At 67.2% G+C, this 23454-nt stretch carries 21 protein-coding genes; 14 read left to right on the top strand and 7 right to left on the bottom strand.

Translation table 11 applies throughout. The annotated features are described in order from the left end of the window. Positions 1-42: 42 nt before the first annotated feature. The gene (gene glgB, locus ACAM26_RS03310) at positions 43-2301 is read right to left on the bottom strand and encodes a 1,4-alpha-glucan branching protein GlgB (protein ID WP_123139120.1); all 2259 of its coding nucleotides are present in this window, start codon (positions 2299-2301) and stop codon (positions 43-45) included. Positions 2302-2539: 238 nt separating this feature from the next. Here glgB and glgC point away from each other — a divergent pair, with 238 nt between their 5' ends. The 7 genes from glgC (at position 2540) to ACAM26_RS03275 (ending at position 9193) form a co-directional block, all read left to right on the top strand. Beyond that, complete coding sequence (gene glgC, locus ACAM26_RS03305; RefSeq protein WP_123139119.1) at positions 2540-3811, top strand: glucose-1-phosphate adenylyltransferase; 1272 nt, start codon at positions 2540-2542, stop codon at positions 3809-3811. Between the two features lie 14 nt (positions 3812-3825). Continuing rightward, entirely contained in the window at positions 3826-4026 is a 201-nt protein-coding gene (gene thiS / locus ACAM26_RS03300) for a sulfur carrier protein ThiS (RefSeq protein WP_123139118.1), read from the top strand. Between the two features lie 120 nt (positions 4027-4146). Continuing rightward, complete coding sequence (locus ACAM26_RS03295; protein WP_123139117.1) at positions 4147-4944, top strand: thiazole synthase; 798 nt, start codon at positions 4147-4149, stop codon at positions 4942-4944. A gap of 210 nt (positions 4945-5154) precedes the next feature. Next, positions 5155-5847 (top strand): tRNA (guanosine(46)-N7)-methyltransferase TrmB, encoded by a 693-nt coding sequence (trmB, locus tag ACAM26_RS03290; protein WP_123139116.1) that lies wholly within the window; start codon positions 5155-5157, stop codon positions 5845-5847. After that, on the top strand, positions 5847-6464 hold the full coding sequence (locus tag ACAM26_RS03285) for an ATP-binding cassette domain-containing protein (RefSeq protein ID WP_132228249.1): 618 nt from the start codon (positions 5847-5849) through the stop codon (positions 6462-6464). Before trmB ends, ACAM26_RS03285 begins: the two co-directional genes overlap by 1 nt. Next, a complete protein-coding gene (gene fetB, locus ACAM26_RS03280; protein WP_123139114.1) occupies positions 6461-7270 on the top strand; it encodes an iron export ABC transporter permease subunit FetB in 810 nt (269 codons plus the stop codon). The genes ACAM26_RS03285 and fetB overlap by 4 nt, the downstream gene beginning before the upstream one ends. 513 nt (positions 7271-7783) lie before the next feature. Next, positions 7784-9193, top strand: a complete 1410-nt coding sequence (locus tag ACAM26_RS03275) for an FAD-dependent oxidoreductase (protein ID WP_123139113.1) — start codon at positions 7784-7786, stop codon at positions 9191-9193. 103 nt (positions 9194-9296) lie between these two features. On the opposite strand, the gene hemE is transcribed toward ACAM26_RS03275, so the two are convergent. Then, positions 9297-10361, bottom strand: coding sequence for a uroporphyrinogen decarboxylase (gene hemE, locus ACAM26_RS03270; protein ID WP_005222211.1), 1065 nt, complete (start codon positions 10359-10361; stop codon positions 9297-9299). 525 nt (positions 10362-10886) lie between these two features. Here hemE and uvrD point away from each other — a divergent pair. The 7 genes from uvrD to ACAM26_RS03235 all read left to right on the top strand — a co-directional run bounded on the left by uvrD (position 10887) and on the right by ACAM26_RS03235 (position 18475). Next, positions 10887-13073, top strand: coding sequence for a DNA helicase II (gene uvrD, locus ACAM26_RS03265; protein ID WP_369613108.1), 2187 nt, complete (start codon positions 10887-10889; stop codon positions 13071-13073). 32 nt (positions 13074-13105) lie between these two features. After that, entirely contained in the window at positions 13106-14065 is a 960-nt protein-coding gene (locus ACAM26_RS03260) for a UDP-glucuronic acid decarboxylase family protein (RefSeq protein ID WP_123142180.1), read from the top strand. Between the two features lie 332 nt (positions 14066-14397). Then, positions 14398-14874, top strand: coding sequence for a pantetheine-phosphate adenylyltransferase (gene coaD / locus ACAM26_RS03255; protein ID WP_062274882.1), 477 nt, complete (start codon positions 14398-14400; stop codon positions 14872-14874). Between the two features lie 53 nt (positions 14875-14927). Continuing rightward, positions 14928-15179 (top strand): YfhL family 4Fe-4S dicluster ferredoxin, encoded by a 252-nt coding sequence (locus ACAM26_RS03250; RefSeq protein ID WP_062274879.1) that lies wholly within the window; start codon positions 14928-14930, stop codon positions 15177-15179. A 358-nt stretch (positions 15180-15537) separates the two neighbouring features. After that, on the top strand, positions 15538-16407 hold the full coding sequence (locus tag ACAM26_RS03245; protein ID WP_062274876.1) for a Tim44 domain-containing protein: 870 nt from the start codon (positions 15538-15540) through the stop codon (positions 16405-16407). Between the two features lie 317 nt (positions 16408-16724). Then, the gene (locus ACAM26_RS03240) at positions 16725-17639 is read left to right on the top strand and encodes an HDOD domain-containing protein (protein ID WP_123139109.1); all 915 of its coding nucleotides are present in this window, start codon (positions 16725-16727) and stop codon (positions 17637-17639) included. A 92-nt stretch (positions 17640-17731) separates the two neighbouring features. Then, entirely contained in the window at positions 17732-18475 is a 744-nt protein-coding gene (locus tag ACAM26_RS03235) for an MBL fold metallo-hydrolase (protein ID WP_123142181.1), read from the top strand. Here the strand turns inward: ACAM26_RS03235 and mutM are convergent. The 5 genes from mutM to ACAM26_RS03210 are packed head-to-tail and all read right to left on the bottom strand — an operon-like array spanning position 18466 to position 23337. Next, complete coding sequence (mutM, locus tag ACAM26_RS03230) at positions 18466-19293, bottom strand: bifunctional DNA-formamidopyrimidine glycosylase/DNA-(apurinic or apyrimidinic site) lyase (RefSeq protein WP_123139107.1); 828 nt, start codon at positions 19291-19293, stop codon at positions 18466-18468. The genes ACAM26_RS03235 and mutM overlap by 10 nt on opposite strands. Positions 19294-19344: 51 nt before the next feature. Beyond that, positions 19345-20337, bottom strand: coding sequence for a hypothetical protein (locus ACAM26_RS03225; protein WP_123139106.1), 993 nt, complete (start codon positions 20335-20337; stop codon positions 19345-19347). Next, complete coding sequence (locus tag ACAM26_RS03220) at positions 20334-21698, bottom strand: GldG family protein (RefSeq protein ID WP_132228259.1); 1365 nt, start codon at positions 21696-21698, stop codon at positions 20334-20336. Before ACAM26_RS03220 ends, ACAM26_RS03225 begins: the two co-directional genes overlap by 4 nt. Further along, positions 21698-22435: an ABC transporter permease gene (locus ACAM26_RS03215; protein ID WP_123139104.1), complete on the bottom strand. Its 738-nt coding sequence runs from the start codon at positions 22433-22435 to the stop codon at positions 21698-21700. Before ACAM26_RS03215 ends, ACAM26_RS03220 begins: the two co-directional genes overlap by 1 nt. After that, positions 22432-23337: an ABC transporter ATP-binding protein gene (locus tag ACAM26_RS03210; RefSeq protein WP_123139331.1), complete on the bottom strand. Its 906-nt coding sequence runs from the start codon at positions 23335-23337 to the stop codon at positions 22432-22434. The genes ACAM26_RS03215 and ACAM26_RS03210 overlap by 4 nt, the downstream gene beginning before the upstream one ends. Positions 23338-23454 lie beyond the last annotated feature (117 nt).

Here is a 23454-nt window from a genome sequence, read left to right as displayed (position 1 = left end):
GCAATGGTTCGGCCCGACGTCGCAACGCCGGACCGAGATGGATCAGGCGGCGCTGACCTCACGGTCGGCAGTATCGCCGCGCGCGCCCGCCTCCGGGGCCTCGGCCCGTGACTCGCGCACCAGGATCAGGCCACCGAGCGGGGGCAAGGCGATCGGGATCGAGTAGGGACGCCCCATCCAGCTCACCGCCTCGGTCTCGACGCCACCCTGGTTGCCAACGTTGCTGCCGCCATAGAGCTCGGCGTCGGAGTTGATCAGCTCGCGATAGAAACCGGCCTCGGGGACGCCGATGCGATAACACTCGCGCGGCACCGGGGTGAAGTTGAACACCCCCACCGCCAGGGTCTCGCCGTTGCGGTCCTTGCGCAGATAGCTCAGCACCGACTGCGAGCTGTCGTGACAGTCGATCCACTCGAAGCCCTCGCTGGCGAAGTCCTGCTGATGGAGCGCCGGCAGCGTGCGATAACAGTGGTTGAGGTCGGTCACCAGACGCTTGATGCCCTGGTGCTGCGGCCGCTCGAGCAGCTCCCAGTCGAGCGCGTCGTCGAAGCGCCACTCGCGCCCCTGGGCGAACTCGCAGCCCTGGAACAACAGCTTCTTGCCCGGATAGCTGAACATCAGGGTATAGAGCAGGCGCAGACTGGCAAACTTCTGCCAGCCGTCGCCCGGCATCTTGTCGATCATCGAGCCCTTGCCGTGCACCACCTCGTCGTGTGAGAAGGGCAGCACGAAGTTCTCGGTGAAGGCATAGAGCAGCCCGAAGGTGAGCAGGTCGTGATGGAAGTGGCGATAGATCGGGTCCTTGGACATGTAGGACAGGGTGTCGTGCATCCACCCCATGTTCCACTTCATGCTGAAGCCGAGCCCGCCGAGATAGGTCGGGCGCGACACCGCCGGCCAGGAGGTCGACTCCTCGGCGATCATCAGGGTGCCGGGATGACGCTCGTGGGCCACCCGGTTGAGCTCGCGCAGGAACTCCACCGCCTCCAGATTCTCGTTGCCGCCGTACTTGTTGGGGATCCACTCGCCGGCGTCGCGCGAGTAGTCGAGATAGAGCATGGAGGCCACGGCATCGACCCGCAGCCCGTCGAGATGGAACTCCTCGAGCCAGTAGAGCGCGCTCGAGAGCAGGAAGTTCTTCACCTCGTTGCGACCGAAGTTGAAGATCAGCGTGCCCCAGTCCTTGTGCTCGCCGAGCCGTGGATCGGCATGCTCGTAGAGCGCGGTGCCGTCAAAGCGCGCCAGGGCGTAGGCGTCCTTGGGGAAGTGCGCCGGCACCCAATCGAGCAGCACGCCGATGCCGCGCTGATGCAGATGATCGACAAAGAAGCGGAAGTCGTCGGGCGAGCCGAAGCGCGAGGTCGGAGCGAAATAGCCGGTGCACTGATAGCCCCAGGAGGCATCGAGCGGGTGCTCGGTGATCGGCAGCAGCTCGACATGGGTGAAACCGAGCGCCTCGACATAGTCGCCGATCTGCTTGGCCAGCACGCGATAGTTGAGAAAACCGCCGTCGGCATCACGTTGCCAGGAACCGAGATGCACCTCGTAGACCGAAAACGGGCGCTGCTGCCAGTCGGCCTCGGCGCGGGCGCGCATCCAGCCGGCGTCACCCCAGCGATAGCGGGTCTCCGGGCAGAGATGGCCGGCGGTCTCGGGCCGCTCCTGGAAGGCCTGGGCATAGGGGTCGATCTTGACCTGGACGTTACCTTGGCGGTCGCGGATCTCGTACTTGTAGAGCCCGCCGGGACCGAGTTCGGGGATGAACAGCTCCCACACCCCGGAGCCACCGCGCACCCGCATCGGATGGGCGCGCCCGTCCCAGGCGTTGAAGTCGCCGACCACGCTCACCCGCGCGGCATTCGGCGCCCACACCGCGAAACGCACCCCGGCGATGCCGTCGACCTGGTGGAGATGCGCGCCGAGAAAACGATAGGCGTGCCAGTGACGCCCCTCGCCGAACAGATGAAGGTCGAAGTCGCCGAGCTGCGGCGGGAGGCAGTAGGGGTCGTGGGTGCGATGCACCGCCCCGGAGGCGTCTTCCCACTCGAGCTGATAGCACTCTGGCAACGCCTCGGGCAGGCCACGCCAGATGAACAGGTCGGTACCCTCGATCCGGGTCATCGCGGCAGCGGCCTCGACCAGCCGCACCCGCTCGGCGCGCGGCAGGAAGACACGCACCACCAGATCGCCATCCTCGTCGAGATGGCGACCGAGCACGCTGAAGGGATCGTGATGACGCGCCTCGACGATGCGTTGCAGGGGATCGGGAAGGGCCCGCGCGGCCTGGGTTGCGGTTGCCATATCGCTGATCTTCCTCCGCTGTCTAGCTGTGGTCGGGGTCAGTGACGGGCCCGCCGCCGGGGCCGCTGACCAGTCGAGACTGGGAACGCACGTCACCGCGCGAGCCTCGCCCGATACTCAGCAAAGATCGGGGAAATGGCTCGACGAACACGGCTCGATCCGCTCTGAAGAACGCCCTCAATGGTATCATAAGGGCACTGCTTAACATGCGGTTGCCTCAAGATTTCAGGAGGATTTCATGCCCCACAGCAACCCCCGTTTCATCAGCCGTCTCACCCGCAATACCCTGGCGCTGATCTTGGCTGGCGGACGGGGATCCCGCCTCAAGCAGCTCACCACCTGGCGCTCCAAGCCTGCGGTGCCCTTCGGCGGCAAGTTCCGCATCATCGACTTCCCGCTGTCGAACTGCATCAACTCGGGGATCCGTCGCATCGGCGTGCTCACCCAGTACAAGGCGCATTCGCTGATCCTGCACATCCAGAAGGGCTGGGGCTTCCTGCGTGGCGAGTTCGGCGAGTTCGTCGAGCTGTGGCCGGCGCAGCAGCGCGTGACCGAGAACTCCTGGTACGCCGGCACCGCCGATGCGGTCTACCAGAACCTCGATATCATCCGTGACCACGACCCCGACTATGTGCTGATCCTCGCCGGCGACCACATCTACAAGATGGACTACGGGGCGATGATCGCCTTCCACGTCGAGTCCGGCGCCGACATGACCGTCGGGTGTCTCGAGGTCGACACCGAGCGCGCCCGCGAGTTCGGGGTGATGGAGGTCGACGCCGGCCATCGGGTGCGCGGCTTCGAGGAGAAACCCGCCGAACCCAAGCCGATCCCCGGCGCCCCCGGGCGCTGCTTCGCCTCGATGGGGATCTATGTCTTCAACCGCGACTTCCTCTTCGAGCAGCTGCAGAAGGACGCCGACACCCGCGACTCGAGCCGCGACTTCGGCAAGGACATCATCCCTTCGGTGATCAAGCAGTATCGGGTGATGGCCTACACCTTCCGCGACCCGGTCAGCGGCGAGCAGGCCTACTGGCGCGACGTCGGTACCCTCGATGCCTTCTGGGCCGCCAATCTCGAGCTGATCGGCGTCACCCCACCGCTCAATCTCTACGACAAGGGATGGCCGATCTGGACCTATCAGGAACAATTGCCCCCGGCCAAGTTCGTCTTCGACGACGAGGACCGACGCGGCATGGCGGTCGATTCCATGGTCTCGGGCGGCTGCATCATCTCCGGGGCCAAGGTGAGTCACTCGCTGCTGTTCTCCAACGTGCGAGTGAACTCTTTCGCCTATGTCGAGGACTCAGTGGTGCTGCCCGACGTCGACATCGGTCGCAACTGCACCATCCGCAACGCCATCATCGAACGCTACTGCCAGCTCGAGGAGGGTACCGTGATCGGACTCGACCCCGAGGCCGATCGCCGCGCCGGCTACCAGGTCACCGACAGTGGCATCACCCTGGTGACCCCGGAGATGCTCGGGCAGAACGCCAACCACGTGCGATGAGGAACACAGAGCACATGCAGATCGAGATCAACGGCGACCGCACCGAGGTCGCCGAGGCCATCACCATGGCCGAGCTGCTCGAGCAGCTCGAACTCACCGGCAAGCGTCTCGCCGTCGAGGTCAACGCCGAGCTGGTGCCGCGCAGCCGCTTCGCCGAGCACCGCCTCGCCGCCGACGACCGGGTGGAGATCATCCACGCCGTCGGCGGCGGCTGAACGGCCACGCCGAGCCTGCCCCGGCGCCATCCTTGACTCACAGCTGCGGCCCTTTTGAATTTGCCTGCCACCGGCCGCATGCTGGTTCGTTTTCCACTTCACGCTTCGACACGGACCCTCATGACCACAGCGACCCAGAACCCAGACCGACTCGTCATCGCCGGCAAGGAGTACGGCTCCCGCCTGCTCGTCGGCACCGGTAAATACAAGGACATGGACGAGACCGCGCGCGCCATCGAGGCCAGCGGCGCCGAGATCGTCACGGTCGCGGTGCGTCGCACCAACCTCGGCCAGAACGCCGATGAGCCCAACATCCTCGACGTGCTGCCCCCGGAGCGCTACACCTACCTGCCCAACACCGCCGGTTGCTTCGATGTCGACACCGCGGTGCGCACCTGCCGCCTGGCACGCGAGCTGCTCGACGGCCACAAGCTGGTCAAGCTCGAGGTGCTCGGCGACCAGCAGACCCTGTTCCCCGATGTCATCGCCACCCTCAAGGCCGCCGAGATCCTCGTCGCCGACGGCTTCGACGTGATGGTCTACACCAACGACGACCCGATCGTCGCCCGCGAGCTGGAGGCCATCGGCTGCTGCGCGGTGATGCCGCTGGCCGCGCCGATCGGCTCGGGCCTGGGCATCCGCAACCCGCTCAACATCCGCACCATCGTCGAGAACGCCAAGGTGCCGGTGCTGGTCGACGCCGGCGTGGGCACCGCCTCCGACGCCGCCGAGGCGATGGAACTCGGCTGCGACGGCGTGCTGATGAACACCGCCATCGCCGCGGCCAAGGATCCGGTGCTGATGGCCGGAGCCATGCGCAAGGGCATCGAGGCCGGTCGCGAGGCCTATCTCGCCGGGCGCATGCCGGCCAAGCGCTTCGCCTCGGCCTCCTCGCCGATCGAGGGGCTGTTCTTCTGATCCCCGCCGACGGGCCGAGGCCCGTCGCCAGCGCGCCCGACCGGGCGCGCTGCCCCACCGACCGCCCGGCTCTTGGTATCCTGCGCATCCCGATCGTGCAGCGGAGCTGCGGCGCCATCGCCTCGAACCGCCAGGACGCAACACCCGCCCAGGGATCGCCCCCGCCACGATCCATCCGGTCATCAGTCATCAAGCGTCGAGAATCCATCCGTGCAACCAACAGATCCCCGTCATCGTCAGGTGCGCAGCTTCGTGCTGCGCGAGGGCCGACTCACCCCCGGTCAGGAGCGCGCCTTCGCCGAGCTCTGGCCCCGCTTCGGCGTCGACTGGCAGGCACCGGCGCCGCTCGACCTCGGTGCGCTGTTCGGCAACGACCAGCCGGTGACCCTCGAGATCGGCTTCGGCAACGGTGAGTCGCTGGCGCGGATGGCCGCCGACGACCCGGGGCGCAACTGGCTCGGGGTCGAGGTCCATCGCCCCGGGGTCGGGCACCTGCTGCTCGAGATCGAGCGGCTCGGTATCGACAACCTGCGGGTGATGCGTCAGGACGCCGTCGAACTGCTCACCCACGGCATCGCCCCCGGCGCACTCGACCGGGTGCAGCTGTTCTTCCCCGACCCCTGGCCGAAGAAGCGCCATCACAAGCGCCGCATCCTCAACCCCGGGATGATCGCGCTGCTCGAGCGCGCCATCCGTCCCGGCGGTCACTTCCACGCCGCCACCGACTGGGAGCCCTATGCCGAGCAGATGCTCGAAACCCTGGAGGCGGCCACGGGCTTCGCCAACACCGCCGGCGCCGGTCACTACACCCCGCGCCCCGAGAGCCGTCCGCTGACCAAGTTCGAGCAGCGCGGCGAGCGCCTCGGTCACGTGGTCCACGATCTCGTCTTCCGCCGCTGCTGATGGACGGGCTCAGGGTCCAGGGGCTCGGCAACGCCCTGTTCGGGCCCATCGACCTGGCCGTCGGCGCCGGCGAGCGGGTGTTCCTGTCGGGCCCCTCGGGCTGCGGCAAGAGCCTGCTGCTGCGCGCCATCGCCGACCTCGACCCGCATCAGGGCGAGGTCTGGCTCGACGACGCGCCGCGCTCGCGCCTGCCCGCCCCGCTGTGGCGTCGCCGCGTCGGGCTGCTGCCGGCCGAGTCGGCCTGGTGGGGCGAGTCGGTGGGTGAGCACCTGCCCGCCGCACACCCGCCGCTCGATGACTGGCTGAGCGCGCTCGGCTTCGGCCCCGAGGTACTCGACTGGTCGGTCGCCCGGCTCTCCACCGGCGAGCGTCAGCGCCTCGCGCTGCTGCGCCTGCTCGCCCAGTCGCCACGGGCGCTGCTGCTCGACGAGGCCACCGCCAACCTCGACCCGCAGAACTGCGCCCGGGTCGAGGGGCTGATCGAGGACTACCGCATCGCCCACCGCACACCGCTGCTCTGGGTCAGTCACGACCCGGCCCAGCGGCGCCGACTCGGCGATCGCCGGCTGCGCATCCGCGACGGCCGGCTCGAACCCGAGGACATCGACCCGTCATGACGCTGATCTCGCTCACGCCACTCGATCTCTCGCTCGCCGCGGTACTGATCCTGCTGCTCGCCGGGGTCTCCTGGCGGCTGCGTCTGGGGGTGGAACGGCGCGTACTCGTCGCCGCGCTGCGCAGCGCCATCCAGCTCAGCCTGATCGGGCTGGTGCTCAAGGTGCTGTTCGCCCAGTCGAGCCTGTCGCTGATCGCCCCGGTGGCGCTGGTGATGCTCGCGGTGGCCGGCTGGGAGGTGATGCAGCGTCAGCGCCGTCGCTATCGCGGTCCCTGGGGCTACGGCATCGGCGCGGTGTCGATGTTCCTGTCCTCGTTCGGGGTGACCTTCCTCGCCCTCACCCTGGTGATCGGGGTCGATCCCTGGTACCAGCCGCAGTACCTGATCCCGCTGCTCGGCATGCTGCTCGGCAACACCATGAACGGCATCGCCATCGCCCTCGACAACCTCACCCGCCACGCCTGGGAGGCGCGCGCGCGCATCGAGGCGCGGCTGCTCGCCGGCGCCGACTGGGGCGAGGCGATCGGCGAGGTGCGACGCGAGGCGATCCGCTCCGGGCTGATCCCGATCATCAACTCCATGGCCAGCGCCGGGCTGGTCAGCCTGCCGGGGATGATGACCGGTCAGGTACTGGCCGGCAGCCCGCCGCTGGAGGCGGCCAGGTATCAGATCCTGATCATGTTCCTGATCGCCGGCGGCACCGGACTGGGGTCGATCTTCGCGGTCTGGGCGGGTTCGCGACGGCTGTTCGACGACCGCCAGCGACTGCGTCTGGATCGGCTGAAGGCACGACCGAGAGGGGGCTGAGGGAGGAACCGGCGCACAAATCGTGCTTTTACCCACCGCCGAACCCGCCTCGGCGATGGATTGGTCCTCCCCCAATGATCCTGCACGGTGCTCAGCGAGCGACCCTTCAAGGTCGCGCAAGACACTGACCTGAAAGACTTTACATCGAAAGCGGGCAGTTATCCGAGCGACGCGATTGGTATTTACTTAAATCAATGCAAGCAATAAGTTGATTGTAAATATCAATATTATAAATCCGTCCCGCTGCGTTCTTTCCCGGCCCCGCATCCGCTAGTGTGAATCCATACCGCGTCGGGCCTGGCCTGACGCGCCTTCCCGACAGGGATCACAGACGGCAACCCGCGCAGGATCGCCATCGGCTCGGGGCCGAACCACCCTCGAGGCCCCGCTCCCGGACCCAGTGACCACCACCCGTGTCGTCACAGCGACCGGTGCATCCCTGCGCCACGCACAAGGCCGAACCCAGGGGCCTTGCGCCAAGAGCCGGCAACGCCGTTGCGGAGGAGCATGCGCATGAACCCATCAACCCACTACGACGTACTCATCGTCGGCGCCGGTGTCACCGGCACCGCCCTGCTCTACGAACTGGCCAGGTTCACCGATCTCGGCCGGCTGTGTCTGGTGGAGAAATACGACGACGTCGCCACGGTCAACTCACACGCCCACAGCAACAGCCAGACCATCCACTGCGGCGACATCGAGACCAACTACACCCTGGAAAAGGCGCGTTCGGTCAAGCGTACCGCCTACATGGTGATCAACTACGCCACCAAGCTGCCGCCCGAGGAACGCGACCGCATCATCCAGCGCATGCCCAAGATGGTGCTCGGTGTCGGCGCCGAGGAGTGTCGCTACATCCGCGAGCGCCATACCCGGTTCAAGGACCTCTTCCCGCGCATGGAACTGCTCGAGCGCGAGGCGATCGCCGAGCTCGAACCCAATGTGGCACGAGTCGACGGGCGCTGGCGCGACGAGGAGATCGTCGCCACGGGGACCGCCGACGAGTACTGCGCGGTCGATTTCCAGGCGCTGGCCCAGTCCTTCTCGGACGCCTGCGCACACCTGGACCGCACCACGGGCAAGCAGATCACCCAGCTGTTCTCGACCAAGGTCGAGTCGATCCGCAAGGAGGGCGGGGACTACGTGCTGCGCACCAACCGCGGCCTGCTACAGGCGCGCGCGGTGGTGGTCTGCGCCGGGGGGCACTCGCTGCTGATGGCCCAGGAGATGGGGCTGGGGCTGGAGTATTCCTGTCTGCCGGTGGCCGGCTCCTTCTACTTCGCCCCCGAGGCGCTCAACGGCAAGGTCTACACCGTCCAGAACCCCAATCTGCCCTTCGCCGCGGTGCACGGCGACCACGACGTCAAGGAGCGCGGCAAGACCCGCTTCGGCCCCACCGCGCTGATGCTGCCGATGCTCGAGCGCTACAACCGCGCGAGCATCCGTGAGTTCTTCAAGGTGCAGCGCTTCGACCGCGACGTCGCAGCGGTGGTCTGGGACCTGATGCGGGTGCCCGACATCCGCAACTATGTGCTGCGCAACTTCCTCTACGAGGTGCCCTGGCTCAACCGCCAGCTGTTCGTGCGCGAGATCCGCAAGATCGTCCCCGCGCTCCAGGCCTCGGAGATCAGCTATGCCGAGGGCTTCGGCGGGATCCGCCCACAGCTCATCGACAAGCGCGCACGCAAGCTGCGCATGGGCGAGGCCAAGATCAGCGACGGTGGCGGCATCATCTTCAACATGACCCCCTCGCCCGGCGGCACCAGCTGTCTCGGCGCCGGCGAGGGCGACATGCGTGCCATCGCCGAGTATCTCGGCGCCCGTATCGACGAGCGCGCCTTCGAGCAGGAGCTGCTGATGGGGCACGAGGACACCCGCGACCACGAGGACCGGAACACCGAGGCGCTGGCCACGGCGGTCTGATCCCGCAACCGAGCGCGGAAAAACGGGCCCGACCACGCTGAGGCGCGGTCGGGCCCGTTCATGTCGGCCGGATGACGCCGTCCGAAGACGGCGTGACAGCGACTCAGGCGTGGTAGGGACGGCTCAGCTCGTGCACCGCCTCGATCATCGCGCCGGCATTCTCGGGATTGACGTCCGGGGTGATGCCGTGGCCGAGGTTGAAGACGTGGCCGGGGCCCTTGCCATAGCTCTCCAACACCCGCGCGACCTCCTCGCGGATCCGCTCGGGCGAGGCGTAGAGGGTGCAGGGGTCGAGGTTGCCCTGGAGGGCGACGCGATCGCCGACCATGCGCCGCGCATCGGCCAGATCGGTGGTCCAGTCGACACCGAGGGCATCGCAGCCGGTGTCGGCCATGTCGGCGAGCCACTGACCGCCGTTCTTGGTGAACAGGATCACCGGGACGCGGCGGCCCTCGGCCTCGCGGGTCAGGCCGTCCATCACCCGCTTCATGTAGGCCAGCGAGAACTCGCGGTAGTGGGCCGGGGCCAGGGCACCGCCCCAGGTGTCGAAGATCATCGCCGCCTGGGCGCCACGAGCGATCTGGGCGTTGAGGTAGGAGGTCACCGAGTCGGCGACCTTGGTCAGCAGGCGGTGCAGCAGGTCGGGACGGTCGAACATCATCGCCTTGGTGTGGGAGAAGTTCTTGGCGCTGCCGCCCTCGACCATGTAGGTGGCCAGGGTCCAGGGGCTGCCGGAGAAGCCGATCAGCGGCACGCGACCGTCGAGCTCGCGGCGGATCACCGACACCGCGTCCATGACGTACTTGAGCTCACCCTCGGGATCGGGGATCGGCAGACGATCGATGTCGGCCTCGGTGCGCACCGGACGCTCGAAGTTCGGACCCTCGCCCTCGGCGAAGTAGAGCCCCAGGCCCATCGCATCGGGCACGGTGAGGATGTCGGAGAACAGGATCGCCGCGTCCAGCGGGAAGCGATCGAGCGGCTGGAGCGTGACCTCGCAGGCGAGCTCCGGGCTCCTGCACAGATCCATGAAACTGCCCGCCTTGGCGCGGGTGGCACGGTACTCGGGGAGATAGCGCCCGGCCTGGCGCATCATCCAAACCGGCGTGTAATCAACGGGTTCGCGCATCAGGGCGCGCAGGAAGGTGTCATTCTTCAGTTGGGTCATGAAGCAGTGCCCGGGCAGTTTGATGTGTTAAGAACGCAGGTTTTGCAGGGCTATTCTACTACGGGTTGACGACCGAACGCCCGACGAGAACGAACGTATCCCGCAGCGACCCTGCACAGCCCTCTCCCGCTCGCCCCGGATCTCCAGCGAGATCGCCAAGACACTGAAAACAAAGGAAACCTTAATAAGCTGTGCGCAACCCTGTGGATAAGTCGGTGGACAAAGAGGTGGACAAAATCAGGCCCTGATTCAGACACAAGTTATCCACAGGATATCTCCAGCTTCATCCACTCGCAGGCGCCTTGCAAGCCGCTGATCAACAAGAAGAAAACGGAGTTATCCGGATATCCACAGGAATCAATAATAACTACAGACTTTAAATATCTATATTTTATTTTGATTAGATTTTCGCGAAACGGCGGGGCCGAGCGGATCCAGCATACCCCAGATCCGGCCATCCGCGGACCGAAAATGTCAGTGAGATCCTCGTCTTCCGTCGCCCCCGCACTGGGGTAGAATTCCCCGATGAATGCTTCAGCCCTCCTCGACTCGCTCAACCCCGCCCAGCGCGAGGCCGTCTCGGCCCCTCCGGGCAATCTCCTGATCCTTGCTGGCGCCGGCTCGGGCAAGACCCGCGTGCTGGTCCACCGCATCGCCTGGCTGCTCCAGGTCGAGCAGGTCCCGCCCTGGGGGATCCTTGCCGTCACCTTCACCAACAAGGCCGCTCGCGAGATGCGTGGACGCATCGAGACCATGTTCGCGCAGCCGGTCGGCGGGATGTGGGTCGGGACCTTCCACGGCCTGGCCCATCGTCTCCTGCGCGCGCACTGGCAGGAGGCGGGGCTGCCGCAGCACTTCCAGATCCTCGACGCCGACGATCAGCTGCGCATGATCAAGCGCATCGTCAAGGACCTCGGTCTCGATGAGACCCGCTGGGCACCGCGCCAGATCCAGTCCTTCATCAACAAGCACAAGGACGAGGGGTTGAGACCGGCGCACCTCGACTTCTCCGGTGACTTCTTCGGCGAGCGGATGCTCACCGTCTATCGTGAATACGAGCAATTGCGTCAACGTGGTGGTCTGCTCGATTTCGCCGATCTGCTGCTGTGCGCCCATGAGCTGTTGCGTGATCGTGCCGACCTGCTCGAGCATTATCAGCGCCGTTTCCGTCATATCCTGGTCGACGAGTTCCAGGACACCAATGCCATCCAATACGCCTGGCTGCGTCTGCTCGCCGGTGGCGAGGACAAGTTGTTCGCGGTCGGTGACGATGATCAGTCGATCTATGGCTGGCGTGGTGCTCGGGTGGAGAACATCCGTTCCTTTCAGCGCGACTATCCGGAGACCCGTGTCATTCGTCTGGAGCAGAACTATCGCTCCACCGCCACCATTCTCGCCGGCGCCAATGCGCTGATCGCCAACAACCCCTCGCGACTGGGCAAGCAGCTGTGGACCGAGGGTGAGTCCGGCGCACCGATCCGGCGCTATGGTGCATTCAACGAGGTCGATGAGGCCCGCTTCGTCGTCGAGCGTATTCGCCGTCATGCCGAGACGCCGGATGGGCGTCACGATCAATGCGCCATCCTCTATCGTACTACCGCGCAGTCGCGGCTCTTCGAGGAGGCCCTGATGCGTGCCGCCGTCCCCTATCGGGTCTATGGCGGGCAGCGTTTCTTCGAGCGCGCAGAGATCCGTGACGCCCTCGCCTATCTGCGCATGATCGCCAACCAGGACGATGACGCGGCCTTCGAGCGGGTGGTCAATACGCCCTCGAGGGGGATCGGACTGCGTACCCTCGATCAATTGCGCGATCATGCCCGGGGGCACGGGTTGTCGCTGTGGCGCGCCGGCGCACAGCTGATCGCCGAGCAGGGGCTGGGTGGTCGGGCGGCGAATGCGCTGGGCGCCTTCATGGCCTTCATCGAGCAGCAGCGTGCCCGCAGCGCCACCCAACTGCTGCCCGATCTGACCGCCGCGCTGATCGACGAGGCGGGGCTGCCGGCGCACTACGAGAAGCAGAAGGACGGCAAGGGGCGCGATCGCATCGAGAACCTCCAGCAACTGGTCGAGACCGCTGCGCGCTTCGCCCATGAACTCGAGGCGCCGGATGGCGAGGTACTCGGCGCCTTCCTCGCCCATGCCGCGCTCGAGGCCGGCGAGACCCAGGCCGATGCCGAGACCGATGCGGTACAGCTGATGACGCTGCACAGCGCCAAGGGGCTGGAGTTTCCGGTGGTCTTCCTGGTCGGACTCGAGGAGGGCTTGTTCCCGCACGCCATGTCCGCCGACGATCCGGACCGGCTCGAGGAGGAGCGCAGGCTCTGCTACGTCGGCATGACCCGGGCGATGGCCGAGCTTTATCTGACCCATGCCGAGAGTCGGCGGCTCTATGGGCGTCAGGATCTGCCGCCGCCATCGCGCTTTCTGCGCGAGATCCCGGAGCGGCTGATCGAGGACGTGCGCGCTCGCGCCGCGCCCCCCAGACCGTCGCCTGCGTTCAGGCCCTCGCCGCCACCCGTTGCCCGTCCTGCCGCGGCGCGCGAGACCGGCGGTTTTCAGGTCGGACAGCGGGTCCGCCACGCCAAGTTCGGCGAGGGCGTGGTACTCGATGGCGAGGGACGGGGTGCCCAGGCGCGTATCCAGGTCAAGTTCCAGGGCAGTGCCGGTACCAAGTGGCTGGTGCTCGCCTATGCCAAACTGGAGGCGGCATAGCTTTGTCGCCGGTGGCCGACTCTGGAGGCAGAATGAAGACACTCAACAAACGCGTGCTGGTCACCGGCGGCGCCGGTTTTCTGGGGAGTCATCTCTGTGAGCGTCTGCTCGAGCAGGGTTGCGATGTCCTCTGTGTCGATAATTTCTATACCGCGACCAAGGACAACATCCGCCATCTGCTCGGTCATCCGCACTTCGAGTTGATGCGTCATGATGTCACCTTTCCGCTCTATGTCGAGGTCGATGAGATCTATAACCTCGCCTGTCCGGCCTCGCCGATCCATTATCAATCAGACCCGGTACAGACCACCAAGACCAGCGTCCATGGCGCAATCAACATGCTGGGTCTTGCCAAGCGGACCGGGGCGCGGATCTTTCAGGCCTCGACCAGTGAGGTCTATGGTGATCCCGAGGTCCACCCCCAGGACGAGGGCTATTGGGGACGGGTCAACCCAATCGGTCCGCGCGCCTGCTATGACGAGGGCAAGCGATGCGCCGAGACCCTGTTCTTCGATTATCACCGTCAGCACGGATTGCGGGTCAAGGTGGCGCGGATCTTCAATACCTATGGCCCGCGGATGCACCCTGACGACGGACGGGTGGTCTCCAACTTCATCATTCAGGCATTGCGCAATGAGCCCATCACCCTCTATGGCGATGGCAGTCAGTCGCGCGCCTTCTGTTATGTCGATGACATGATCGAGGGGATCGTGAGACTGATGGAGAGTCCGGAGGCGGTCACCGGGCCGATCAATCTCGGCAATCCGGTCGAGTTCAGCATGCGTGAACTGGCCGAATGCGTGCGTGAGCTGACCGGCTCGAATGCGCCCTTGATCGAGCGACCGTTGCCCGTCGACGACCCGCGCCAGCGCCGCCCGGACATCCGTCTGGCGCGCGAGCTGCTCGCTTGGGAGCCTCGGGTCCAGCTCGTCGACGGGTTGCGGCGAACGGTGGAGTATTTCGAGGCGCTGCTGCGTCGTGGCCTGGCCTGAGCCGATCTTCGGGCCGGTTGATGAAGGCTTTTTTGTTCAATGGTTTATTTGTTTCTGCCCCGGCGCTCGAGGCGCTAATCTGAGACCGGCGGCAGGCGCTGCGCGGGGGCTCGGTCGTCGTCGAACGGGGATGTCGGTCAGCGTTTCGCCCAGTGCTGTGCTATGGTTCGCGCCGGCGGTAGACGACCCGAGCGGGTTGCGCCCCCGAATCTCCCGGGGATGGCCGCCGTTCATGCCGGTTGCTCGGCCGCTGGGTTCGCGGGCGCCGGAGGATTCGATCCAGCCCCCGGAGAACACCGAACTCGGGGTGTCCATTCCAGAGGCTTGAAGATTTGCGCAGCGTGGTCTATCCCGGGACCTTCGATCCCATCACCAACGGTCATGTCGACCTGATCCTGCGCGCGGCGCGTCTGTTCGATCGGGTCGTGGTCGCCGTTGCCGCCGACACCGGCAAGCAGACCCTGTTCACCACCGAGGAGCGGGTTGCCCTGGTGCGCGAGGCCGTGTCCGATATCCCCAAGGTCGAAACCGTTGATTTCCAAGGGTTGTTAGTGGATTTCACGCGCGAGCTCGGGGTCGATGTGATCATGCGTGGGTTACGCGCGGTGTCCGACTTCGAGTACGAGTTCCAGCTCGCGGGCATGAACCGGCGCATGGCGCCGGACATCGAGACCCTGTTTCTCACGCCAGCCGAGAAATATGCCTACATCTCGTCGTCCCTGGTGCGGGAGATCGCCCGCCTCAAGGGCGACGTGTCGGCCTTCGTCGTCCCGACGGTCGAGGCTGCACTGAAGGCGCGCTTTGGATAAGATCCGCGCGCTTTTTCTCCATCCACTGAAGCTATAGCTCAAGGAGTTCTTCCATGGCGCTGTTGATCACCGACGAATGCATCAACTGTGACGTCTGCGAGCCCGAGTGCCCGAACGGCGCGATCTCGCAGGGTGACGAGACCTACGAGATCGATCCCAACCTCTGCACCGAGTGCGTCGGTCATTACGAAACCGCGCAGTGCGTCGAGGTCTGCCCGGTTGACTGCATCATCAAGGACCCCAATCACGAGGAGTCCGAGGACGCGCTGCGGGCCAAGTTCGAGCGCATCGCCGGCGGTAACTGACCGCGGTCTGCCACGGCAGTGCGCGACAGGCCGGTCTTTTCCGGACGTCCGCTGCTGTGGCTGTCGGCCTCGTCCCGGCGGTGTCGCGTCATGTCGGCACGTGCGCGGGCGACGATCGAACCCCTTCGTCCCGCCCGTGACGTGCTCCGCTCGCCGAAGACACCGCATGGGATGCATGGCGGTTGCCTGGGGTCGTGCATCGGTCACTGATGCCGTCGCGCGCCCCTCCTCCCTGCCGATCCGCGATCTTCCACCGGCCCCGGAAGACGGCACGTCCGGTCTCGAGGCCGGCGGCGGCGCCTCGTTTGTCGCGCCTTGATTTGCATCGATTTCGACAACCTGAAGGAGATCCTCGCTAATGACCGTCAAGACCCTGTTCACGACCGCGCTGGCGCTGGTCGTGGTCGGCTTCATGTCCGTGTCCACGGACGTCGAGGCCAAGCGATTCGGGGGTGGATCCAGCCTCGGCAAGCAGTCGAGCAGCCTCTCCTCGCGCCCGGCGCAGCGTCAGCAGCAGGCGGCGCAGCCACGCAGCTCGACCGCGGCCAACGCCCAGCAGCCGAAGAGCGGCGCGAGTCGCTGGCTCGGTCCGCTCGCCGGTCTGGCCGCCGGTGGTCTGCTCGCCTCGCTGTTCTTCGGCGACGGCTTCGAGGGTTTCCAGTTCATGGACTTCCTGCTGATCGCGCTGCTGGTGTTCGGCGCGGTGATGCTGTTCCGGGCGCTGCGGCGGCGGCAGGCGGCGGGGCCCGTGCCCGCGGCCGCCGGCGCCCATGGTCGGGTGATGCCGGGCCAGCAGCGTCAGGCTCACCCGGGTGCGGCCGGCATGCGTCGCGCTGGCGGGACCCAGCAGCAGCCGTCCTGGTTCAATGCCGCCGGCTTCCTCGAGGACGCCAAGGCGCATTACGTGCGTCTGCAGTCGGCCTGGGACCAGGCTGACATGAACGACATCGCCGAGTACACCACGCCCGAGCTGTTCGCCGAACTCGAGCGCGAGCGCGCCAAGCTCAGCGGTCCCCAGAGCACCGAGGTGGTGCAGCTCAAGACCGAGCTGGTCGGGGTGCAGCGCGATGGCGATCAGGTGGTCGTGAGCATCCTCTTCTCCGGGCTGATCCGTGAGCAGGCACAGGCACCGGCCGAGCCCTTCCGTGAGGTCTGGCACATCCAGCACGCCTGGGCCAGCCCTGCGGGTGACTGGTACATCGCCGGGATCCAGCAGGTCGAGGGCTGATCCCGAGGTTGCAGCGGGGCGCGTCGGCGCCCTGCTGCAGCGGCTGGTGCGACCGAGTGAGGGACGAGCGGGGCGAGATGCCGCATAATCCGCTCGACGGTGATTGGCCGAACGCCGCCGACCTTCGCCCCACTCGGCTCTGTGGGCGTCGCCCGTTGCTGCCCTGGTCGATCAGCTGGCGGATATCGCTGGTGTTCGTTCACTCCGTGCCCAGTTCATGTTCCATGGTGCCGAGACGGTTGTGGGCGCATCAGGTCCCGTCTCATCGAGTGTTGAGCGCGCCCTGAGTCCGCGCGTGTCTACGGAGAGTCCAGATCATGTCCAGCCCGACACCTCCCCCCTCCAGCTCCACCGGATCAAGCGCGCCCGACGGGATCTATCCCTCCAAGGAGGCGCTCGAACTCGCCTTCAAGGCGGTGCGCAAGGCGGTGGTGCCGCAGATCCCCGATGTGATCCTGGCGCTGCGCAAGGAGCTGAATCGGCCTGAACCCGACCTCCAGGTCGCCGCCGATCTGATCGCTCAGGATCTGGCGCTCTCCGGTCAGGTGCTCAAGACGGTCAACTCGCCCCTGTTCGGCGCGCGGGCCAAGATCTCCAGCGTCCATCAGGCGGTAACCATGATGGGGGTCCGGCGGGTCGCCGCGCTGGCCTCGGCCGATGCCATCGAGCGCGCGCTGCGCCACAGCCAGGGGGGCGCGGCGCGGGTGGTCTGGGAGTCGATCATGGAACAGGCCCATGCCGCGGTCGCGATCGCCAGACAGATCGGCTGCATCGATCCCGAGGAGGCCTATCTGTTCGGCCTGATGCACGATGTCGGCAGTCTCATCTTCGCCGAGCAGCTCAAGGACTATGCCACCGTTTGGATCCTCCACGCCGCCTCGCCGAATGCCCTGATCGAGCACGAGCGCAAGGCGCTCGGGGTCGATCACACCACGGTCGGTTTCCTGCTCGCCGGGACCTGGCAGCTCCCCGGCTACACCACCCTGGCGATCTATCACCATCACGATCCCCAGGCGGTCAAGCTCGCCGATGCGCGGGTGCGCACGCTGATTGCGATCGCCAAGCTCGCCTACTATCTGCGGGCACTGCCGCAGGGCAATCAGGATGCCCCCGAGATGCTCGGTTATCTCGACGACGCCCGTCAGGAGCTCGAGTTCAACGATGAGACCCTGAACGCGCTCTCCGAGGAGGCGATGCGGGGGAGCTGGAGCCAGGGTACAGGCGACGGATGAGGGATTAGTCGCCCCGTCTTGCGCTTTTTCATCGCCCGCCGATGTCCTCGGCGTCGAGACTCGTGTCCTTCGCAGCACGAGGAGAGACGCCGGTGAAGCCTTCCGACCTGACCATCCTGTTCGACAACCATGATCCCGCCGGCGGTCCGCGTACGCTCTGGGGGTTTGCCGCGCTGGTGCGGGTGAACGGTCAGCGGTTGCTGTTCGACACCGGCAGCAACGGCCCGGCGCTGTTGCGCGGGATGCGCGCCCAGGGGGTCGATCCGGCGACCCTCGATCAGGTCTTCCTCTCGCACCAGCACTGGGATCACATCGGCGGTCTGGATGCGGTGCTGGACGCCAATCCGGGTGTGTCCTGCGTGCTCCACGACGGCTTCTCGGCGCATCTGGTCGAGGACATCGACGGGCTCTGTGGCGAGCTGATCGTGGTCGGGGCCGAGCCGCGTGAACTCGCTCCCGGCGTCTCTTCCACCGGCCGGCTCGAAGGGCCGCCCGACGAGCAGGCGTTGGTGATCGACACCGGCGCCGGGATCGCCCTGGTCAGTGGCTGCGCCCACCCCGGGATCGAGACGCTGGTGGCACGTGCCCGCGCGCTCGCCGATGCCCCGGTGCGCTGGGTGATCGGCGGGCTGCACCTGATGCGTGCCGAGTCGGTGGAGATCGCGGCGACGGTGACCGCGCTGCGCGACCTCGGGGTCGAATGGGTGCTGCCGACCCACTGCACCGGCGCCGCCGGGGTGGCCGCCTGTCAGCGCCTCTATGGGGGTCATGCGCTCGGCGGCGGGATCGGTGCCAGGGTCGATTTCGCCGCCCTGGGCGCAACTGCTCAGCGCTGACAGCGCGGACAGTAGACGGTCGAGCGCTGGGCGATGCGCAGCTCGCGCAGCGGGGTGGCGCAGTCGCGACAGGGCTGGCCGCCGCGCCCGTAAACCCTGAGCGACTGGGCGAAGTAGCCGGGCTGGCCGTCGTCGCGGAGGAAGTCGCGCAGGGTGGTGCCACCCTGCTCGATCGCCGCCTCCAGCACCGCGCGGATGGTCTCGGCGAGCCGTCGATAGCGGGCCAGCGAGATCCGATTGCTTGGGCGCGTCGGGTGGATCCCGGCAAGGAACAGCGACTCGTTGGCATAGATGTTCCCCACCCCGACCACCACACTGGCGTCCATGATCAGCGACTTGACCGCGATGCGCCGGGTGCGGCCGATGCGGTGGAGATGATCGCCGTCGAACTCGGGGGTGAGCGGCTCCGGGCCGAGATGACGCAGCAGCGGGTGCGTGGCGCGGGCCTCGAGCGGCGTCTGCGGGGTCCACAGAAAGAGCCCGAAGCGTCTGGGGTCGTGCATTCGCAGGCAGGGGCCGCCGGCGCAGACCAGATCGATGTGGTCGTGACGACGCGGCGGCGTTGCCGGGTCGAGGATGCGCAGACTGCCGGACATCCCCAGATGGATCAGCAGGCTGCCCTGCTCGAGTCCGAGCAACAGATACTTACTGCGTCGCTCGAGTCCGAGGATATGGGTGCCGGCGATCCGCTCGGCGGTGTCGGCGGCGACGGGCTGGCGCAGCCGCGGCTCGCGTACCAGCAGGCGCTCGATCCGCCGCCCCTCGAGATGAGGGCGGATGCCGCGCAGGGTGGTCTCGACCTCGGGGAGTTCAGGCATCTTCGGGGCATACTCTCGAACGGGGACGATCGGCCGTGACAGTCGTCATCGTCAGGGCGGATCCGGGGCGAAGGGGTCCTGGCCGAAGCCCTGGGGCGGACGCTTGTAGGGCTCGGCGCCGAAGCCGGCCTCGGGGCTGGGGCGTTCGGGGCCGAGGCGGACCTCCGGTGGCGGTCCGAGCAGGGCATCGCTCGGCAGCACCGGCTCGTCCATCGCGCCGCTCTCCGGGGCGAAGGGATCGGCGCCGATGGGGGCTGGTGGCGCCATCGGTTCGGGCAAGGTCGCCAGCGCCGGATCGGTCGCGAGCCTGGGCGCCGTGGCCAGCAGATAGCGCAACGGCTGATCGAGTCGTCGCCAGCTGCGCTGATCCTCGGAGAGACGGAAGCGCAGCATCCGACCGTCCTCGGCGCGCAGACTGAGGGCGGTGCCGTGTGGTGGCTCGGGGTCGTGCTCGACCCGCTCGGCGCTGAGCGCGGGCAGCGCGGCGAGCGACTCCGGGGTCAGCCCGATACCCTCGAGTGTGCCCTGCACCGGGACGAAGTCGGCCGGCAGCGGGCGCGTCGAGACATAGTCGCGCAGCGGCGCGATCAGCAGGTGGTAGGCGCGATCGTCGATCAGGTGTACCAGGTCCCCGGCGGCGACATAGCGATGCTGCTGGAGCGGATCGGTGGCGCCGAAGGCGAACGCTCGGGCATCGACCCGCAGCTGCACCCGAGGGGGCGACAGCCCCAGGGGAGCGAGTTCGAGCCCGCTGACCGGGAAGCTCTGTTGCACCGGTGTCGCGAGCACCCCGAGCAGGCGTTCGATGCGCTCGACGTCGGCCGGTGCGCGGAAGGGCGCGCGCAGCTCCCAGCCCGCGCCGGCGCGCATGAACTCGAGCGGCGGCTCGCCATCGCGCTCGAGACCGATGCGCTGGATCTGTGTCGGTTCGATCGTCGCCAGCAGCGGGCGCGCATGGTGCTGGTGCAGCTCATCACGGATCGCCAGTGCGAGTCCGAGCAGGAGTATCGCCAGGACCAGATTGATCCGCCAGCGTCGATTCATCGTACCCTCCCGCGCCGCCACTGGATCAGCAGCCAGATGGCGAGCAGCAGTCCGGGGATCACCCCCAGGCTGCCCAGGCCGAGCAGCAGGCGACGCTCGTCGTCGAGTTCGAGTGGCGGATGTCCGGGCGCCGGTGACGGCAACGGGTGCATGCGCGCGCCACTGAGCCAGTCGATCAAGGCGAAGGCGAGCGCCCGGTTGCCCTCGCGGTTGATCCAGGCGTTGCTCATGAAGTCACCGTCACCGACCACCGCAATGCGCTGGTGGCGGTCGCCCTCGGTGCTCGCGCGGGTCAACGCGAGCAGGAGCGCCTGAGGACCGGCCAACTCGCCGACGACCTCGTCGCGGTAGCTCCCGGGCTCGATGCGTCCGACCTCGTTCCAGCTGCGCGGGCCGCTGAGCAGTGGCTGTGCGAGTGTCCAGCCCGCGGCGCTCTCGGGGGCGAAGACGCGTGCCCCGGGGAGCAGCACCGACTGCGACAGCTGGGCGGTCAGCGGGTGGGGGGTGGCGGTTCCCTGTGCGAGGGTCGGGGTGTCGGCGCCCTGCTCCAGGCTCTCGGGGTCGAGCACCACCCCGGGCAGCGGGTGCAGTCCGAGCCGTTCGAGCAGTGGCTCGAGGCCGTTGAGCGGGCCGGGGTCGAGCAGCCACAGCAGGTTGCCGCCACGATCGAGATAGTCGATCAGTCGCTCGACCTCGCCGGGGAAGAGCGCGATCTCGGGCTGGCTGAGGACCACCAGGTGGGTGTTGACCGGCACGTCGCTGACCAGCGCCAGGTCCAGTGGACGGGCGAGAAAGCCCTGGGCCTCGAGTTCGCGCCCGAGCCGACCGAGATCGGTGGCGGCCTCGCCATCGATGTCGCGCTCGCCGTGCCCCTCGATCACCGCGACCCAGGGCCGCCGATCCTCCAGCAGTCGGGCGATGGCGGCGCTGAGATCATGCTCGTCGAGCCGCTCCAGGGTCTCGCGTCGGCCGCGATACTCGACCAGCAACTGGCCATCGACCCGGACCTGGGCGTTACGCGCGCGCTCGGGGAAGCGGCGCGGGTCGACGAACTCGACCCGCATGCCGGGGAGCGCCTGTTGATAGCGGGTGAGAAAACGTCTGATCGACTTGCCGAGCAGCCCGTCGGGGTCGGCGAAGACGGTGATGCGCGGCGGCTGATCGAGTTCGGCGAGCAGCTGCAGAGTCTCGACCGAGAGGCTGTTGTCGCCACTCGAGGTCCAGTCCCAGTAGCGATCGTGACGTGCGCTCAGCCAGCCGGCGGCGATCGCCACGGCGAGCAGCAGCGCGAGGAAGACGCCATCGGCGAGCGGGCGATCGAGTCGTTTGAGCAGGGCGTGGATACGATGCAGTGGCGACATCAGGCGAGCCGTCGGTTGTCGAGGCGGCGCTGGGCGAGCGCGAGGAAGACCGCGCTGAACAGGGCGAAATAGGCGAGATCGCTGAGTCGGACGGCACCGAGCAGGAACCAGAAGAGGTGCTCGTTCCAGGTCAGCCAACCGAACAGTGACAGTGAGCCGTCGACGAACTGCTCGGCGCGACCGATGACCGAGAGCAGCAGCAGCACGGCGAAGGCGGCCAGGGTCGCGCTCGTCGGCTGGGTGCTCAGCGTCGAGGCGTGGATGGCCACCGCCGCGAACAGCCCGGCGACGAGCCACAGCCCCAGGGTGGCGGCGGCGATCTGTCCCGCGTCGAGCGGCGCGGCACCGACGAGGAGCAGCAGGTTGAGTGCCGGCAGCAGACACAGCGGGCTGAGCAGTGCCCACAGCCCGAGATACTTGCCGAGCACGATCTCGCCACTGCCGATCGGCGCGCTGGCGAGCAGCGCGAAGCGCCCGTCGCGCAGCTCCGCGCTGAGCATCCGCGCGCCCATCAGCGGCGCGGCGAACATCAGGATCACCGCGGTGAAGCCGAACAGGTTGAGGGTCAGCTCCAGGGTCAGACTGTGCTGACGGGTCGCCGCGTCGAGTCCGGCGACCTCCTCGAGCACCTGGAGGAAGATCCAGGCGAGCACGATCTGGGCGCCGCCGAGCAGTACCCAGGGCAAGGGGGTGACGGCGCCGCCGAGCAGCTCACGGGTGAACAGGGTACGGATCATGTCGACTCCTCCGCGCCGGTGAGGTCGAAGAAGACGCGTTCGAGATCGCTGCGCTCGGGGTGGAGTTCGTGCAGATCGACCCCGGCGGCGACCAGCTCGCGGGCCAGGTCGGCGGCGCTCGCGCCATCCTTGAGCACGACCCGGTAGCGGGCCTCGGCGAGTGGACTCACCTGATCGAGCGAGTCGAGCGCGTGCAACCGCTCACCCTGCTCCGGGTCGCCGAGCCGGATCCGCCACAGATGCGGATTGTGGTCGGCGGCGGGATAGCCGTCATAGCGAACCCGGCCCTGGTGCAGGATCATCACCCGGTCGCACACCGCTTGGACCTCGGGGAGGATGTGGCTCGAGAGGATGATGCCGCACTCGTGCGCGAGATCGCGGATCAGTGCGCGCAGCGCGCGGATCTGGTAAGGGTCGAGTCCCTCGGTCGGCTCGTCGAGGATAAGGACCCGGGGGCGGTGGATGATCGCCTGGGCGATCCCCAGGCGCTGCTGATAGCCCTTGGACAGGGTGCCGACGAGCTGGCGACCCGCCCGGTCGAGTCCGCAGCGATGCTTGGCCGCGTCCAGGCTTGCGTTGATGCGCGCACCTGGGATGCCACGCAGTCGTGCACAGAAGCGCAGATATTCGTCCACCCGCAGCTCGGGGTGGAGCGGCGGGCGTTCGGGAAGGTAACCGATCCGGCGCCTGGCCAGGCGTGGCTGACGGGCGAGATCGGCGCCGAGGATCTCGACCCGGCCGCTGCTCGGTGCGAGCACGCCGGCGAGCAGCCGCAGGCAGGTACTCTTGCCGGCCCCATTGGGGCCGAGCAGACCGAGCACCTGACCGGTATCGAGCGTCAGCTCCACCTCGGAGAGCGCCTGATGGCGTCCGAAGCGGCGGCTCAGGGCGGTTGCGCGCACGAGGGTCTCCATGACAGCGGCAAGATACCCGCTCCTCGGGGGATTGCCAAACACTTCCAGCGATCAGCCGTCAGCGACCAGCGACCAGCGACCAGCGACCAGGGGATTGAACCGCAA

It is taken from the genome of Marichromatium sp. PS1, assembly GCF_041155115.1.
Classification (GTDB): Bacteria; Pseudomonadota; Gammaproteobacteria; order Chromatiales; family Chromatiaceae; genus Marichromatium; species Marichromatium gracile.
Note: the sequence above shows the minus strand (reverse complement) of the source record. Positions and strands in the feature narration are given on the sequence as shown.

What these genes read in the sequence shown, in the direction of transcription:
- uvrD (WP_369613108.1), top strand. Translation starts at nt 10,887, where the DNA reads ATGAATGCTTCAGCCCTCCTCGACTCGCTCAACCCCGCCCAGCGCGAG.
- ACAM26_RS03260 (WP_123142180.1), top strand. Translation starts at nt 13,106, where the DNA reads ATGAAGACACTCAACAAACGCGTGCTGGTCACCGGCGGCGCCGGTTTT.
- ACAM26_RS03295 (WP_123139117.1), top strand. Translation starts at nt 4,147, where the DNA reads ATGACCACAGCGACCCAGAACCCAGACCGACTCGTCATCGCCGGCAAG.
- ACAM26_RS03240 (WP_123139109.1), top strand. Translation starts at nt 16,725, where the DNA reads ATGTCCAGCCCGACACCTCCCCCCTCCAGCTCCACCGGATCAAGCGCG.
- ACAM26_RS03275 (WP_123139113.1), top strand. Translation starts at nt 7,784, where the DNA reads ATGAACCCATCAACCCACTACGACGTACTCATCGTCGGCGCCGGTGTC.
- glgC (WP_123139119.1), top strand. Translation starts at nt 2,540, where the DNA reads ATGCCCCACAGCAACCCCCGTTTCATCAGCCGTCTCACCCGCAATACC.
- ACAM26_RS03220 (WP_132228259.1), bottom strand. Translation starts at nt 21,698, where the DNA reads ATGTCGCCACTGCATCGTATCCACGCCCTGCTCAAACGACTCGATCGC.
- thiS (WP_123139118.1), top strand. Translation starts at nt 3,826, where the DNA reads ATGCAGATCGAGATCAACGGCGACCGCACCGAGGTCGCCGAGGCCATC.
- ACAM26_RS03285 (WP_132228249.1), top strand. Translation starts at nt 5,847, where the DNA reads ATGGACGGGCTCAGGGTCCAGGGGCTCGGCAACGCCCTGTTCGGGCCC.
- hemE (WP_005222211.1), bottom strand. Translation starts at nt 10,361, where the DNA reads ATGACCCAACTGAAGAATGACACCTTCCTGCGCGCCCTGATGCGCGAA.
- fetB (WP_123139114.1), top strand. Translation starts at nt 6,461, where the DNA reads ATGACGCTGATCTCGCTCACGCCACTCGATCTCTCGCTCGCCGCGGTA.
- ACAM26_RS03215 (WP_123139104.1), bottom strand. Translation starts at nt 22,435, where the DNA reads ATGATCCGTACCCTGTTCACCCGTGAGCTGCTCGGCGGCGCCGTCACC.
- ACAM26_RS03245 (WP_062274876.1), top strand. Translation starts at nt 15,538, where the DNA reads ATGACCGTCAAGACCCTGTTCACGACCGCGCTGGCGCTGGTCGTGGTC.
- ACAM26_RS03225 (WP_123139106.1), bottom strand. Translation starts at nt 20,337, where the DNA reads ATGAATCGACGCTGGCGGATCAATCTGGTCCTGGCGATACTCCTGCTC.
- ACAM26_RS03250 (WP_062274879.1), top strand. Translation starts at nt 14,928, where the DNA reads ATGGCGCTGTTGATCACCGACGAATGCATCAACTGTGACGTCTGCGAG.
- glgB (WP_123139120.1), bottom strand. Translation starts at nt 2,301, where the DNA reads ATGGCAACCGCAACCCAGGCCGCGCGGGCCCTTCCCGATCCCCTGCAA.
- mutM (WP_123139107.1), bottom strand. Translation starts at nt 19,293, where the DNA reads ATGCCTGAACTCCCCGAGGTCGAGACCACCCTGCGCGGCATCCGCCCT.